The sequence below is a fragment of the Pseudomonas sp. P179 genome (assembly GCF_000478485.2).
Lineage (GTDB): Bacteria > Pseudomonadota > Gammaproteobacteria > Pseudomonadales > Pseudomonadaceae > Pseudomonas > Pseudomonas aeruginosa.
In genome coordinates, this window is the sequence record NZ_KI517354.1 from 312558 (window position 1) to 328899 (window position 16342).

General features: G+C 61.1%; 4 protein-coding genes and 1 pseudogene. All 5 read right to left on the reverse strand.

Features of this window, described 5'->3' with window-relative positions; translation table 11 throughout:
• Nucleotides 1–204 precede the first annotated feature (204 nt).
• Nucleotides 205–639 carry a pentapeptide repeat-containing protein gene (locus HMPREF1224_RS0111855; RefSeq protein ID WP_223717868.1) on the reverse strand — a complete coding sequence of 145 codons (435 nt, stop codon included), beginning with the start codon at nt 637–639 and terminating at the stop codon, nt 205–207.
• 821 nt (nt 640–1460) lie between these two features.
• Nucleotides 1461–1602 (reverse strand): annotated as a pseudogene (locus HMPREF1224_RS46130) (VENN motif pre-toxin domain-containing protein); the annotation flags it as partial.
• A 242-nt stretch (nt 1603–1844) separates the two neighbouring features.
• A complete protein-coding gene (locus tag HMPREF1224_RS14145) occupies nt 1845–2450 on the reverse strand; it encodes a hypothetical protein (protein WP_010793046.1) in 606 nt (201 codons plus the stop codon).
• A 400-nt stretch (nt 2451–2850) separates the two neighbouring features.
• Nucleotides 2851–3204, reverse strand: a complete 354-nt coding sequence (gene imm2, locus HMPREF1224_RS43935) for an Imm2 family immunity protein (protein ID WP_004349959.1) — start codon at nt 3202–3204, stop codon at nt 2851–2853.
• A partial coding sequence (gene tpsA1 / locus HMPREF1224_RS0111865; protein ID WP_010793047.1) for a two-partner secretion system exoprotein TpsA1 occupies nt 3204–16342 on the reverse strand: 13139 nt, incomplete at its 5' end. The genes imm2 and tpsA1, both read right to left, overlap by 1 nt.

A 16342-nucleotide genomic window follows, 5' to 3' on the forward strand; every position in this document is an offset into this window, starting at 1 on the left:
TGCTGCCGGAACTCTGGCGAAGTGGCCAACTGCTCCAGAGCTGCATAGGTTTCCCTCCAGCTCTTGACCAGCTCATAAACACCGAAAAATAAATCTGTCCCCTTTATTCACTTACGGCGTCTAGAGCCTCCTTTTCAGAGCATTAGAGCAGGGAAAATACCCCCCTTTACGGCCCCTTTGCGGCCCCTTTACGGCCCTGTCAAATTAGCCTTTAATCGCACCAAAATTTTCCGGAATAAATCCTTTAGGCCAAATCGTTCTATCATTATATATGGCACCCCGAAAAACAGCGCCATCTATCCTCGCTACATCAATATTAACATCTCGCAAATTGGAATTTATGAAATTAGAACCGCCTATATCAGCATTTTTTAGACTAGCCATGGAAAGATCTGCCCCTGAAAAATCAGCATAAGCCGCCATAGCATCCACAAGCTTTACACCTTTCATTATAGCATCAACAAAACTTGCATTCATAAGCGCTGCACTATTCATTACAGCACCACCCAACAGAGCATGATTAAAAGAAGCGTTCCTCAAATTTGAGGCAGTAAAATCAGCCTCTGAAAGATCTAAACCATCAAAAATTGCCCGATGCAGCTCTAGCCCACTTAAGTTTGACTTAGCAAAACTAGCCAAAGGCAAATCCAGCTCTTCACCAGTTTCAAAAAAAAATAGTTATCATTTGTTCCCCCAATCCACTTGATCTATCTTCAGCTCAGACACAGGTTTGGTTTGATGGACTTTATTAGGAGATAAAGACCCCGGTGTCACATCTAGATTTCACCCTAATATTTTTTCTGCGATATAACGATGATTCCCATCAACAATCACATTGCCATCCATTTTTATTGCCGGGGCAACATCGCCCTTAAGAAGCCGATCAACATATCTTTGCACCGCAGGTAATGACACAGCGCCTTGCGCAGTAATAACACGATCACCCTGCAATGCTTTTTGAATAACTTCAGGGGTCACCTCTGAGCCCTTTGAAACCAGCGGTTTTCCTGATGCCCCAGTCGCTTTTAGGGCTGCAAGATAATCCACAGCCTTCTGAACCTGCGCAAGCTCTACAGGCTCCGGCATACCCGGACGTTTGACTTTCGAGTCTATCTGCTTACCTGCAGCAGCACCTCCGATAAGCGCCAATCGGTCCAGCGTCGGCGCCCATTCATCGAGGACCTTGCTCAGGTGTATATAGCTATCGACTGATTGCTCCAACAATTCCGTCTTGTACGACTCGCATCGCGACGTCACGCACTGGATGGACACCAATGTGTCCATGCTCTCGACGATTTGGAGCCTTTTCTCCTTTGCTCTCAGCGGACCATAGGTATTTTGGGCCTCCTGTACATTGAGTTTACTTTCGTCGCTGTACCTTTCTTTCTCCCACTTGTCCTTTTGGCAACCTTCGTCTTTGCCGCAAGACCTCATGTCTTCGGCAAAAGCCAGAACATCCGAGTGTTCAATATAGTTGTTCTGAGTAGCATTCCCCGCCACCCAGGCTCCCGTCTGCAAGCTCTTGGCGTCCGCATCGCCCTGCGTCGAAGCCGCCAGCACACCGATCAACTGCGAACTCATGGTCAGCAGGCCCTTCTTCTCCAGGCAACGCATACGTTGCCCCGGCGAGCGCCCCGCCAGGGATGGCGGGGCCGGAGGTTCAGGACTCTGCGGAAGTAGCGAAAGGGAGGTCAGTGCTCTTCTTTTAAAATCGAAAAAGTAAATTATTAAAGAACAGGGAATTACTGAACGGGGAAAATCTATCTACCTTTTAGTTCTAGAGCAGTGAAAATAAATCCGTCCCCTTTATGCTTGCCCCCTTTATGCTTCTACACTTTTGCATCTTATGCCGATTGCAAAAATCTATACTTCCAATAATCCATACCCTCTAAAACCCAATACCTCTCCCTATCGGGCACTAAATGGCAAAAATCCGAACACTTAGCAAGCCAGTCTGAGTAAGCCAATTCTTCATGCGCCCGATTACAGTCCATATGCATGTAAATTTTGCGATCGAAATTCACATAGAACATTGGAAGCCTAGAGGCAACAGCATTAGCATCATGAAAGTAGCTTGCACTCAACTCAACACCAGAAAGATAGTAATCTTCAATTCTTCCATGCAAAGACTCGCTCAAATCAAGCCCGCACACAAACATATCTTTTAGGTCTTGCCGCGATAACACCCACCGCTCCTCCGCCCTCAAATATTTCAAAAAATTCTCAGCAGTAAGTTTAAGCACCCCACCTCTAAACGTCATGCATGCCGACGCATATTGCTCCTGAGTTATATGACCCTTATCAAGGTATGCACGATAGTCCTTCTCCGCATCCAAGATGAAGTTGAACTTATCATCCACAACCCAGAAGCACGCACCAGAATGAACAAAAAAGCATATATTTTTTTCACCCCCCCACAAATCATCAGCTAACAATTGCCACTGAGTCATCTCCCAAACTCCTTCAAAAACTCGTCATGAGAGTATAAGCAAAAAGGGGACGGATTTATTCCTCCTACTCTAGTTTTGGCTAGTATTTATATTTCTCATTCCCACTGTATACCACTGCCGATCTTACCCACACTGAACCACGTGAAACGGATAGTTCAGTAGAACCACTCGCCTCTGCCTAGGCTTCGCGGAGCCTCCTTACGGCGTCTGCACTGGAGCCTCCCTGCTCAGAGAATTAGAGTAGGGAAAATAAATCTGTCCCCTTTATGCTATAATCCCACTCTTCTGCGTCAGGCCATCAAAATTGCTGAGGTGATTCTTGATGTTGGGATTGAAGCTCATCCCTTCCGGGAAATTAGCAGTTCCTTTTGCACCAAGTAAATAACCCGCCCTGGGCTAATTAATAAAGACCTAACACTCTGAGATCGTCTCTTAGCTCTGCTGCCTCATCAGAAGGCAAATCATCCAGAACAGAAGACAGCTTGATCTCCTTTAGCAATCCATGAATAATATCAAGATGATATCTCTTAACTTTATCCGAAGACCTGCCCGCCGAGAGAATAAGCGCTAAAACTTCCAACATTAATTTCTCAATAGGCAAATCAAAGGAGTTTTCAAGCTCACTGTAGGCATAGCCTACTTCACTTTCTCCCTCAACCCATGGGCTTTGGTGGTTGAGTTTGACCCTGCAATAGTTGTAATAGCTGCCCAGAAACCAAGCCCGGATTTCTCCATAAGTCACACGTTCTTCCATTACGGCGTCTTCCTCGGCGGACGGAGCATAACGCCCTGATTATCAAGAATATTAACTGTGATATTGGGATACTTCGCCTTAAACTGCTCAGCCACGTTCAGACAACTTGCGCAAGCTGCTTTCTCCGTTAGAATATTTACAGTCCCTCTTGCGGAGGTGTTGCTTCCTAATTGATCAGCAATATTGTCTAGTATTTTGTATTCCGTATCTATTCCCCGATAAACCATATCTCCGGCCTTGTTGGGTACAGATTGAGCCACAAAATTTCCACTTCCAGAGCCAATAAGCCCTTTACCGGCATCAGAGACTTGGCTGTGCGCAGCCATCTGCCTAGGTATTCCGGGAATATCTATTTCTGCGATAGCTACATTACCACTGCGCCTTAAATTAGACGGCAATCCAGCTCGAACATCCATGACCCGCTGGGCCATCGGAGCGGTATCGATCACGGTCGCAGTCGCTTTTGCACCCCCACCCAGCCTACCCAAGTCCCCCACTGCCCCGAGCTGCGAACTCATACTACCGGAAACAGGTGACTCCGCAATCGCGTTGACCAGGTTCTTGGCTGCTGTTGGCAGCTTGGCGGTTATCTGCGCGCCACCTTTCACTGCCGTCAGAACGCCAACAAGTTCCGCAGCGAACCTACCGCCCTCGACACCAGCTGTGACCGAACCTTGCCAGCCGGCATCCTCGTATGCCTGGGTCAAGAATGCGGCGCGCTCCTCCAGCCCCTTCAGGTAGTTATCGCCAAATTGCTGCCGGAACTCTGGCGAAGTGGCCAACTGCTCCAGAGCTGCATAGGTTTCCCTCCAGTTCTTGACCAGCTCATAAACACCCACTGCGGTTTCAGCTGTCGAAAGACCGATGCCTCCTCCAACACCTACGACGATACCGACATCCTGCTGGGCCGAAATAATTGCCCATTTGGCTTCTATTCCGGTTTTGCAGAGCGGTTTGTCCTTGCAGCCATCGACCTCCTGCCGCTTCTTCTCCTCCTGCCAATGACTGAGGTAGTTGTGTTGGGTGGCATTCCCCGCCACCCAGGCTCCCGTCTGCAAGCTCTTGGCGTCCGCATCGCCCTGCGTCGAAGCCGCCAGCACGCCGATCAACTGCGAACTCATGATCAGCAGGCCCTTCTTGTCATCGATGGGCAGGCTGGCGTATTGCTTGGCGAGGCTATCCACCAGCGCCTCGTTGACTCCCGCAGCCAGGGCTCCGGTACGGAAATCGCCACCGACCGCTTCGGCGGCCAGACCTCCCATCAGGGCGTGCAAGCCGATCTTGCCGAGGCTGCCGTCGTCCAGTACGCCATGGGTGGTGTCGCCAATCAGCTTGAAGCCGTAGGCCGCAAAGGCATTTGCCAGGCTGTTTTGCAACGCATCGCCCAGGCTGCCCTTGCCGCCCAGCGCCCGGTCCAACAGCACCGAAGTACCATTCTGCAGCAACTGGTTCGAGGTGAACTGGCCCACGCCTTGCCAGGTGCCCAACCCTGCGGCGGGCGCCACGGCCCCGGTGTTCGGTAGAGCGGTCGAGGTGCCGGTCTGGGTCGAGGTCCATTTGTCGTAGACGCCGGCAGTCAGCCCCGCAGTCGTGCCAGCGACTACATAGCCCCTCAGCGCATCGCTGGAGGTCACGTCCTTGACGACATCCCCCAGGTTTCCCCGGTTGTTGATGGTGCTGATCGCTCCATTGCTGGCCACGCCGCTGAGCGCTGCGGTACCTGCCGCGTTCAACCAGCCCGCCGAAGTCGTAGCGGTAGCGGCTGCGGTCGCGCCTGCCATGGAGGTTCCGGCCCCGGCCGTTGCAATCGCCCCGCTGGCTGCGCCCGCCGTGAAGTAAGTCACGACGATCGCTATCGCCAACTGCGCGCCGACGCCCAGCCCGGAGTTGCTGTACTTCCAGCTGTCATGCAGTTCCTGCACGCGCCGCCAATCCACATCGCCGCGCTGCTCCATCTGCTTCAGCCAGGCCAGTTGCGGATCCGCCTGCACCATCGCGTCGATGGTCTGGCTCACGGTCTTCTGGTCGATGTGCTTGAGGTCGATCTTCAGGCCTTCCACGGCCTTGATCGCCAGGTTGCCCTGGGCGACGAGCTGGCTCTGGCGTACGGTTTCGTCGGTCTGGCCCTTGCCCTTCGACGACTGCCACGCCAGGTTGCCCTTGCTCTTCTCGTGGCTCTCCTGGTGCAGGTCCTTCACCGCCTCGAAGGTCACCGCGCCGCCGCTGACGATGGCCAGGTCGTTGCCCGATTCCAGCTTCGCACCCTGGTAGGTCTGGTCGCCGCCACTGAGCAGGGTGAGGTCGCCGCCGCTGGATATTTGGCTGCCCACTGCCGTCACATCGGTGATTTCGTCGCGCCGGGTCTTCTTGCTACCGAAGCTGCCTTTGCTCTTCTTGTCATAGAGGTAGTAACTGCTGTCGTTGGCGGCCAGCAGCTCCAGCTTGTCGCCGGCCACCAGGTAGGCTTCGTCACCGGCGCTGGCCTGGCTCGCGACCAGCCGCAGGTCCTGTCCGGCATTGATCGCCAGGTCGCCGCCAGCGTCCACGCGAGTGGCCTGCTGGGTGATCTTGTCGTCCTGGAAAGTGACCTTCTTGGTCTTGCCATAGGCATGCTCTTCGTTGGCAGCCGCGACCAGGCCCACATCGCGACCCGCCTCGAATGTCACGTCGCGACGAGCGTCGATGCGGCTGCCCACGACGCTGATATCGCGTCCGGCGCTGACGCTGATATCGCGCCCCGCCACGACCTCGGCGCCCATCTGGGTCGTCTGGGTCTGGTATGCCTGGCTTCCTGCCGTCCAGCCCCGCTCCGCTACCGCAGCCGAAACCAGGACATCCCTGCCGCCTTGCAAGGCGAGGTCGCCCTTGCTGTCGATGACACCGCCAATATTGGCTACATCGCGTCCTGCCGAAACGGTCAGCTTCTGCGCAGCCTCGATACGCGCGGCGCTATCGGCAAATGCCTCAGTGGTACCGGTTCCCCTGTAGGAGGACTGGTGCTGGGTCACCGTCTGTTCATTGATGACGTCTCCGGTAAGGGCGGAGAGGCTTACCTCGCGCCCGGCAATGATGCCGCCCTGATCATTGCGGATGGAGCCGCTGGCCAGCAGGTCGAGGCGGTTGCCGGCCTCGATCAGGCCGCTGTTGTCGATGTTGCCGGCTGTCGCGCTGAGGTCGTTCTGCGCGCGCAGGGTACCGGCGTTCCTCAGGTCCCCGCCGGTGATCAGGTTCACGTCGCGCCCCTGGATCAGCGCGCCGTTCGGGCCCAACCGCCCCTCGGCCTGGGCCAGGTAGACCACGGGGGCGAGGACCTTTTCGCCATTCACCTCGACTTCTTCCAGCCAAACGATATCGTGGGTCAGCGCCGCCACCTGGGCGGCGCTGAGGGTGACGCCAGGGGTCAGTCCCAATACGTCCTTGCTGGCGATGGCGTTGTCCATCAGATAGCGGAACATCGCTTCGTCGCTGTTCAATCCGGCGATGAAGCGCTGCCCCGTACGCTGGACGATCGCTTCGCGTACCAGGCGCTGCTCGTATAGACCGTCGCCCAGGCGCTTCTTGCTGTCATCCGGATTGATACCCAGGCCACCGAGCAGGTAGTCCGAGTTGAGGAACTGCTTCAGCTCGGTGAGCGCCGGGTTGGTCTCGATCAGATACTTGTGGCTGTTGCTCGGTGTGGCATTGCTGGGCACGCCCTCAACGCGCGCAACCGACGGCAGGGTTTGCAGCGCCGGCTGCCCAACCGGAGGCTCGGCAAGAAGGGCGCTCCGCTCTTCGAGGCGAGGCAGGCTGCCCTGAGCCCTAACGGCCGAAGGCAGTGCCTGCACCGACGACTGCTCAGCCGGCAGATCGGCAAGGATGCTGCCATTGCCACCTGGACTGGAGACTACCCCCTCTACACGCACTGTCGAAGGCGAGGCCTGGACCGTCGCCTGCGCACCCTGCCAATTGGCGAGAATAGTTCCATTCCCATCGTAACCGGGTACTGTGCCTTGAACACGATCAGCCGCGGGAAGGCTTGAGAACGAGGGTAGACCACCGCGCAGATCGGCGAGGATGACGCCATTGCCGCTGTGACCCGATGCATTGCCCTCGACGAGTCCACCCAGTCCCGTGGTCGCCTGGTGCTCACCGGCCTGGAAACGGCCAGTGTTTCCCCCGTCGCCCGAGATTGGCGCGGAAGCCCGTAGCGCATCGATAGCCTCAGCTACCCGGCCTTGATAGGCGGAACCGGCAAGCGAGGTGACCCTATCATCGCCGACACGACGCGCCTGGGTACTCCAGCCACTTGCGCCACTGCCTGTCTGTGCGGATACAGATACGCCATGGCCGCTCTGGGTGAGATCGCTGGCGGATTTCAGAGCACCACTTGCCTGGTTCACCTGGGCTCCTTGGGACGCCAGGCGGAAGAGCCCATTCTGGCCTTGAGGCAGGCTGAAGCCCGGCAGGGTGAGAGGATTGATCTGTTGCCTTGCCAAATCCGCTGGCAGTTGACTCTTCAGAGTCACTACGGCGCTCGTCGTGCTTGAAACAGCTATGTCCTGATGAGGTAACTGGGTTTCCTGAACGGCCTGAAATCCCTGTAGGACAGAATTATTGAAACTCTCCGCAGCATTCACCGTTACACGACCGCCAGCTTGCACGACAGCACCAACCGTTGAGTTTGCCCCTTTGTTAATCGTCAACTCATCGAGAGGAGCCAATCCCTTAAGTAGATCTGGAATAGCATCCGTTTTTTTCGATGAATAATTCGGCGCCGGTATTCGTCCAATAGCCTTATTCCAGCGATCTGTGTCCGGATACTCAACATCTAAGGTACCGAAGTACAGGTGCCAACCCGGCCCACCATTTTTCCCGTTTCCATGAATGACCTCCAGCGGAGAGACTTTTTCATTAAAATTCTTGTCGAAATAATGAATATTCGGAAGTCTCCCCCCTGTGCTCGCATATCCCTCCCCATAACTGGGATCGTTGACAGCGTTATACGCCAATATGCGCATAAGCAATTCTTCGCCAAATTTACTCGGCGGCGAATAAACGCCCCTGACCGCATATTCCCCTAACGCATAACCTTTGTTTTCGAAATTACTCAGAGATAGCGTGGCGTCTCTTACAGCACTTATATTAGAAGCGATATTCTGCAGGCTTGCACCTACAACAAGCAGATCTCGACCAGCCGTAATTGAAGCAGCGGCAGAAGACTCTCCCAATGTAGACTTATATTCCCTGATCCAGACAAGCTCGCTCGAAGACCTAGTTTTTCCCCACCTCTCAGAAAGCTGACACCCCGTACAGCGGACGCCAATAGCGCTATTCTGCAAGTCACCTTCAATCTCTAGAGTTTCCCTTCTATTGAGAAGTGAACTCACGGAGAAACGCATATCACCTGTGCTCTCTAAATTCCCGGAAATGTTCTCCAAGCGATTTGCCCAGCCCCCCGCATCGTCGCGGGCGATATCCAGCCTGCCGAGGCTGTACACATCCCCGTAGAGATTGGTGATGTCGCCGGCGCGCAGGGTCATGTCGGCGCCACTGAACAGCAACCCGCGCTCGTTGAGCAGGGCGGGCGCGTTCAATCGCAGGTTGCCGCCGCCGCCCAGGGTGCCGTAGTTGTTCAGGCTCGCGGCGCTGGCCACGAGGTCGCCGGCGGCGGTGATCCGCCCACGGTTGACCAGCAGGTTGCCGGCGCCGAGCGTGACATTGGCGCCGCCGGCGAGGCTGGCGGCGTTGCCGAGGTCGAGGCTGGCGGCGTTCAGGGCGAAGTCGCCGAGGCTGGTGGCGCGGCCGTTGCCACGGTAGCCGCCGCTCAGCTCGAGGCGCAAGCTGCCGTCGCTGGCCAGCAGGCCGTCGTTGCTCCAGTCGCCGCCGCGGCCAGTGAAGGACTGCACCGCCAGCAGCTTGCCCTCGGCCGTCTGGCGGAAGGTGCCGATGTCCAGGTTCAGGCGTCCGGCTTGCAGCACGCTGCTGTTGGTCCATTCGCTGGCGCGGATGTCCAGCAGGCCATTGGTGGTCAGTTCGCCGCCGGCGCGGATCACCTGCCCGGAATCCAGGCCGAAGGTGCCGTTGCCAGTGTGGAGGATGCGCCCGCCGGCGTTGGCCAGGCTGCCCAGTTGCAGGTCGAGGTCCTGGTTGGCGCTTTCCAGCACGCCGTAGGCGTTGTTCAGGTCGCCAGCGACCAGCCGCGTGCTGCCGCTGCGGCCGAGGGCGCGCAGGCTGCCGCCGCTGTTGTCGATCGCGGCGGCGCGCAGGTGCAGCTCGCTCTCGCTTTCCAACTGGCCGAAGCGGTTGGCCAGCGCGCCGGCCAGGCTGAAGTCGATGCGCCCGGCGCCGACCTTGCCGCCCTGGCCCGCCGCCGCGCCCTGGTTGAGGAAGCGCTGGCCGTCGAGGCTGAGCAGGCCGCTGGCGTAGAGGCCGCCGCCCTGGTTGTCGAAGTCGGCGGTGACGATGCGGTTGTCGCCGCCCAGCGCCGAGAGGTGGCCCTGCTGGTTGCGCACGCCTTGCCCGGCGCGAATCTCCAGCGACTGCGCCTGGGTGACGCCGGCGCTGTTGTCGAACAGCCCGGTGACCAGCTTCAGCCAACCCTTGGCGCTGTTGAGCACGCCGCCGGCGCCGTTGTCGAGGCTGCCGCTCTGCAGGTCGAGGTTGCCGGCCCGGCTGTCCAGGCGGCCGCCCTGGTTGTCCAGCGCGCCACCGATACGCAGCCGGTTGTCGCCCTGGGCCTGGAGCGTGCCCTGGCGGTTGTCCAGGCTGCCGGCCTGCACCTCGAGGGCGCCGGTCTGGCTGAAGATCAGGCCGTCCTGCTGGTTGCGCAGGGCGCCGCCGCCCAGGCGCAGGCTCATGCCGGCCTGGCTGGCGAGGGTGCCGGAGGCGCTGTTGTCGAGGCTGCCGGCGCTGATCTCCAGCAGCCCCTGGCTGACCAGCTTGCCGCCGCGGTTGTCGACGCTGGCGCTGCGCAGCAGCAGGTCGCCGCCGCTGGCCAGGCGCGCCGCGCCGGTGTTGACCAGGGCGCCGCCGAGGATGGCGTCGAGCCGGCCCTGGCTGATCAACTGGCCGTCGCTGTTATCCAGGCTGGCGCCCTTGAGCAGCAGGCTGCCGCCGTTGATCCGGCCGCCGGCGTTGTTCAGCAGCGTATCGTCGCGCTCGAAGCTCAGCGCGCGCTGCGCCGAGACCAGGCCGCCCTGGCCGTTGTCCAGCTTCCCGGCGATGCTCAGGGTCACGTCGCTTTCGCCGGAGACGATGCCCTGGGCGTTATCCAGGCTGGCGGCGTCGATCCGTTGCGCGCCCTTGCTGACCAGCGCGCCCTGGCCGTGGTTGTCCAGCGCGCCGCCGAGGCTGATGGCCAGCTCGCCGTCCTTGCTCGAAAGGGTGCCGCCGGCGCTGTTGTCCAGGCTCCCGCCTGTCACCGTCAGGCCCTGCCATCCGGAGAGCAGGCCGGCGCCGGCGTTGCCCAGCGCGTCGGCGTCCAGGCGCAGTTTCCCGGCGCTGATGATGCGCCCCTGCTGGCCGTTGTCGATGCGCCTGGCCAGCAGCTCGAAGCCCTGCTGGCTGGAAATCTCGCCGCCCTGGCGGTTGTCGAGGACGTTCAGCCGCTCGATGCTCAGCGGGCCGCGGGCACTGATCAGGCCGCCCTGGTTGTCCAGGTCGCCGCCCCGCAGGTCGAGACTGACGCCGCGCTCGCCGATCAGCCGGCCCTGGCGTTGCACCAGGCGCTCGACCGTCAGGCGCAGGTCGCCCCGGGCGGAGATTTCGCCGCCGTCGGCGGAGTCGACGCGCCCTGCCGTCAGTTCCAGTTTGCCGTCGCTGGTCAGCAGGCCGCCACGGTTGTCCAGGTTGGCGGCGCTCAGGCGCAGCGACTGCTTGCCACTGAGGGCGCCGCCACGGTTGTCGAGGTCGGCGCTGCTGACGTCCAGGACGCCCTGGCTGATCAGTTGGCCACCCTCGGCGTTGTCCAGCGCACCAGTGACGACGCTCAGGCCGGCGTTGCCGGAGAGCAGGCCCTTGCCGCTGTTGTCCAGGGAGGCGCTGGCGAGCGTCAGGCGGGCGCCGGAAACGGTGCCTTCGGCGTGGTTGTCCAGCGCGCCGTCGACGCGCAGGTCGATGCCGGCGCGGCTGGCCAGGGTGCCCTTGGCGCTGTTGTCCAGGCGAGCGGCCGCGATGTCCAGGCCGGCGGCGCCGGAGATCACCCCGCCCAGGCTGTTGTCCAGGGCCTGGGCGATGCGCAGGGTCAGGCTGGCGGCGCCGATCAGGCGCCCGCCGCGGTTGTCCAGGCTGGCGGCGGCGAGGGTGAAGGCGCGGTCGCTGGAAATTTCCCCGCCGGCGCCGTTGTCCACCGCGCCGAGCTGGCGCAGCAGCAGCGCGCCGGGCGTGGCGATCAGGCCGCCGTCGCGGTTGACCAGCGTGCCGCCATTGAGGTCGAGGGTGACGCCGGTTTCGCTGACCAGGACACCGCCTCCGCGCTGGTCGAGGCCTTTCAGGTTGGCGTCGAGCAGGCCCTTGGCGCTGACCCGGCCCTGCTGGCCGTTGTCCAGCCGGGCGGCCACCAGGGTGATGCCGGCGTTGCTGCCGATGCCGCCGTTGCGGCTGTTGTCCAGCACGCCGGTGCGGATATCCACCGCACCCTTGGCGCTGATCACGCCGGAACGGCTGTTGTCGAGGCTGGCGCCCTTCAGCGTCACGCCGGCATCGCTGAGCAGCCTGCCGCCCTGGTTGTCCAGCGCGGCCTGGCTGGTCAGCGCCAGCGCACCGGCGCTGGAGAAGGTCCCGCCACGGTTGTCCAGGCGCGCGGCGCGCGCCGTCAGGCTGCCTTCGCTGACCAGCGCGCCGCCCTGGTTGTGCAGCACGCCGCCGAGGCTCACGCTCAGGCCGTTCTGGCTGTCGAGCCGACCGCCGTCGCCGTTGAACAGTTCGCCGCCGTCCAGACTCAGGCCGTCGCGCCCGGCCAGCACCCCCTTGGCCTGGTTCAGCAGGCGCTGCACGGTGAGGCGCAGGCCGCTGTCGCCGATGACCTTGCCGCCGCGGTTGTCCAGTTGCTCGCGGGCGTTCACGGCGACCTTCGAGGTGCTGGAAATCTCGCCGGCGCGGTTGTCGACCTGCCGCGCCTCGATAGCGATGCCGCCATTCGCGGCGATCAGCCCGGACTGGCTGTTGTCGAGCGTGTCGGCGCGAAGGTCCAGGCTCCCCTGGCTGACCAGTTCGCCGCCTTGCTGGAGCAGCGTACCGACCGCCGCCTCCAGCACGCCTCTGGCGGCGATACGGCCTTGGTTGCCGTTGCTCACCTGGTCGGCTACAAGCTCCAGGCGGCCTTCACTCACCAGGCTGCCTTGTTCGGCGTTGTCCAGGCTGGTCACGCTGATACGGGCATCACCCTTGCTGCCGATGGTTCCCGCACGGTTGTCCAAGACCTGAGACTCGATGGCCAGTCCGTCGGTCGCCAGGACCTGCCCCTTGAGACTGTTGTCCAGTGTCTTGGCGATGCGCAGGGTCAAAGCTTCGCTGCTGATCAGCCGCCCGCCCTGATTGTTCAGTGTGTTGGCGGCGAGGGTGAAAGCACGGTCGCTGGATATCTCTCCGCCGACGCTGTTGTCCACCATGCCGAGTTGGCGCAGCAGGAGCGCGCCAGGCGTTGAAACCAGACCGAGGTCGTGGTTGTCCAGGGTGCCACCGTTGAGGTCGAGGGTGACACCGCGCTCGCCGACCAGCGAGCCTCCCCCCTGCTGAAGCAACCCTTTCAGGTTGGCGTCGAGCGTACCCTTGGTGCTGATCCGTCCTTCCCGGCCGTTGTCGACCAACCCGGCGACCAGGGTGACGCCCGTATTGCCGCCAATGGATCCCTTCTGACTGTTGTTCAGGGCTCCGGTACGAATGGCCACAGCCCCTTTCGCACTGACCAGGCCCGCACGGCTGTTGTCGAAGCCAGTGCTGTTCAGGGTGGCTCCAGCATCGGTCACCAACCTGCCACCCTGGTTGTTCAACTCGCCCCGGCTGGTAACGAGCAGGCTACCCGCACTGGAGAAAGTCCCCGCCTGGTTATTGACCTGGTCGGCCTTCACTGTCAGCGACCCTTCGCTGACCAGTGCACCGCTCCCCTGGTTGTCCAATGCACCACTGAGCGTTACATCCACCAGGCGTTGGCTGCTGAGCAGGCCGCCATCGCCATTGAGCAGTTCCGCGCCGTCCAGGTGCAATCCATCGCGACTGGCGAGCACACCCTTGGCCTGGTTCAGCAGGCGCTGCACGGTTAGGCTCAGCTCACTGTCGCCGATCACCTTGCCCCCCCGGTTGTCCAGTTGTTCCCGGACAGCCAGAGCCACCTTGGCCACGCTGGATATTTCCCCACCGCGGTTATCGATCTGGCGTGCCTCGGCGGTGACCCCGCCATCGGCGCTCACCAGGCCGCCATTGCGGTTATCCAGGCTATCGGCGTCGAGAGTCAGCGTCCCCTGACTGGCTAGTTCTCCACCCTGCTGCTCCAGGGTGCCAACCGTGACCTGCAGATCGCCCTTCGCGGCAATGCGCCCCTTGGCGCTGCTCACCTGCTTGGCGGTCAGATCCAGGGCGCCTTCGCTGACCACGCGGCCTGCCTCGTTCTCCAGGCGGTTCACCCCGATGCGTGTATCGCCCTTGCTACCAACGATGCCGCTATGGTTGTCGAAGACGAGTGCAGCGACATCCAGCCCTCCGCTTGCGGAAAGAACGCCTTGGAGGCTGTTGTCCAGTGCCTGGGCGATGCGCAGGGTCAGGGAGTCGCCGCTGATCACGCGGCCACCCCGGTTGCTCAGCGCGGTCGCGGCGAGGGTAAAGCTTCGATCGCTGGAGATCTCGCCACCGCCACTGTTGTCCACGACACCCAGTTGCCGCAGCAGCAAGGCTCCAGGCGTGGCGATCAGGCCCTGAGCACGGTTGACCAGTTCTCCCCCGCGCAGATCGAGCGCGATGGCCGTATCGCTGACCAGCCTGCCGCTGCCCTGCTGATCCAGCCCCTTCAGGTTGGCATCGATCGCACCCTTGGCAGTGATCCGGCCGTTCTGGCTGTTGTCCACCAGGTCCGCGACCAGCGCGAGCCCGGCACCGCTGCCTATGCCGCCCTTCTGGCTATTGTTGAGGCTGCCAGTACGGATCTCCGCGGCCCCCTTGGCGCTGACGATGCCGCCCTGGCTGTTGTCGAGGCTGGCGCTGCGCAGGACGGCACCGGCGTCGGTGACCACCCTGCCCCCCTGGTTGTTCAACGCACCCTGGCTGGAAAGCGACAGGGTCCCGGCGCTGGAGACTGCACCGCCCTGGTTGTCCAGCCGACCGCTCTTCACGCTCAGGCGTCCCTGGCTGCTCAAGCTGCCCGCCTGATTGCCCAATACGCCGTCCAGAATGACGTCGATGCTTTGCTGGCTGCTGAGCAGGCCGCCGTTGCCATTGAACAGTTCGGCGCCATTCAGGCGCAGCCCATCACGACTGGCGAGTACCCCGCCGTCCTGGTTGAGTACCCGTGGCGCGACGAGGCGAAGTCCGCTATCGCCGATGGCCTTGCCGCCTCGGTTGTCCAACTGCTCGGCGACGTCCAGTGTCACCTGGCCCGGGCTGGCGATTTCGCCCGCACGGTTGTCGATCCTCCGGGCGGAAACGGTCAGGTTGCCATCAGCACTGACCAGACCGCCGCTGCGGTTGTCGAGGCTATCGGCCTCGAGCATCAGCGCACCCTCGCTGCTCAATTCGCCACCCGCCTGGTTAAAGGCTGTCACGCTGGCGTGCAGGTCACCCCTGGCCGCGATCCGTCCCCTGACACTGTTCGCTCGCTCGGCAGTCAGTTTCAGACGACCTTCGCTAAGCAGGTCGCCATCATCGTTTTCCAAACGGGACACGTCGATATCGACGGCGCCCTTGCTGCCGATGGAGCCACTGCGGTTGTCCAGGGCAAGCGCCCGGATATCCAGGCCTCCGGTGCCGGAGAGAACACCTTCGAGGCTGTTGTCCAGAGCCTGGGCGATGCGCAACGTCAGTACACCGCCGCTGCGCAGGCGGCCACCCTGGTTGGTCAGCGCGGAGGTGGTGAGTGTGAAGGCTCGGTCGCTGGAAATTTCCCCGCCGCTGTTGTCCACCATGCCGAGTTGGCGCAGGAGCAAGGTTCCAGGCGTGGCGATCAGGCCCTGAGCGCCATTGGCCAGGGTTCCCTCGTTCAGGTCGAGTATGATGCCGGCATTACTGACCAGCCGCCCTTTGCCCTGCTGATCGAGTCCCTTGATATTTGCGTCGATCATGCCTTTGGCAGTGATCCGACCTTCCTGGCTGTTATCCACCTCAGTAGCAATCAGGCCGAGCCCGTCATTGCTGCCAAGATTGCCTTTCTGGCTGTTGTTCAGAACCCCGGTATGGATCTCCGCCGCAGCGTTGGCACTGATGATCCCTGATCGGCTGTTGTCCAGGCTGGCGCTGGTCAGGCGCAGGCTGGAGTCCGTCACCAACTTGCCGCCACGGTTGTCCACCGCCTCCTGGCTGCTCAGTCTCAGCGCACCGGCGCTGGACAGAGTGGCGTCCTGGTTGTGTATGCGCCCGGCGCTCACCGTCAGGGTGCCGTCGCTGAGCAGCGCGCCCTTGCCCTGATTGTCCAGCACGCCGTCCAGAGTGACCTCTATATGTCTCTGACTGCTGAGCAGTCCGGCATTGCCATTGAACAATTCGGTACCACTCAGGCGCAGCCCATCGCGGCTGGCGAGTACTCCCTTGTCCTGGTTGAGCACGCGTGGCGCGGTGATGCCCAGACCACTGTCACCGACGATCTTGCCGCCACGGTTGTCCAGCTGCTCAGTGAGGTTCAGCGTCGCCACGCCCTGGCTGGCAATCTCGCCGGCACGGTTGTCCACCTGCCGGACATCGATGACCACACCTCGGTGGCCGGCGATGCGACCAGCGCCGTTGTCGACTTTGTCGGCGTCGAGGGCCAGCGCGCCCTGAGTCGTCAGCTCTCCCCCGTTCTGCACCAGCGCACCGAGTTTGGCACGCAGTTCATCCTTGGCGACGATACGCCCCTTGGAGTTGTTCGCCTCATCGGCCGCCAGCTTCAGGCCGCGTTCGGCGATCAGCGTGCCAGCGTCGTTTTCCAGGCGGGTCACACCGATATCGATGGCGCCCTTGCTGCCGATGGAGCCAC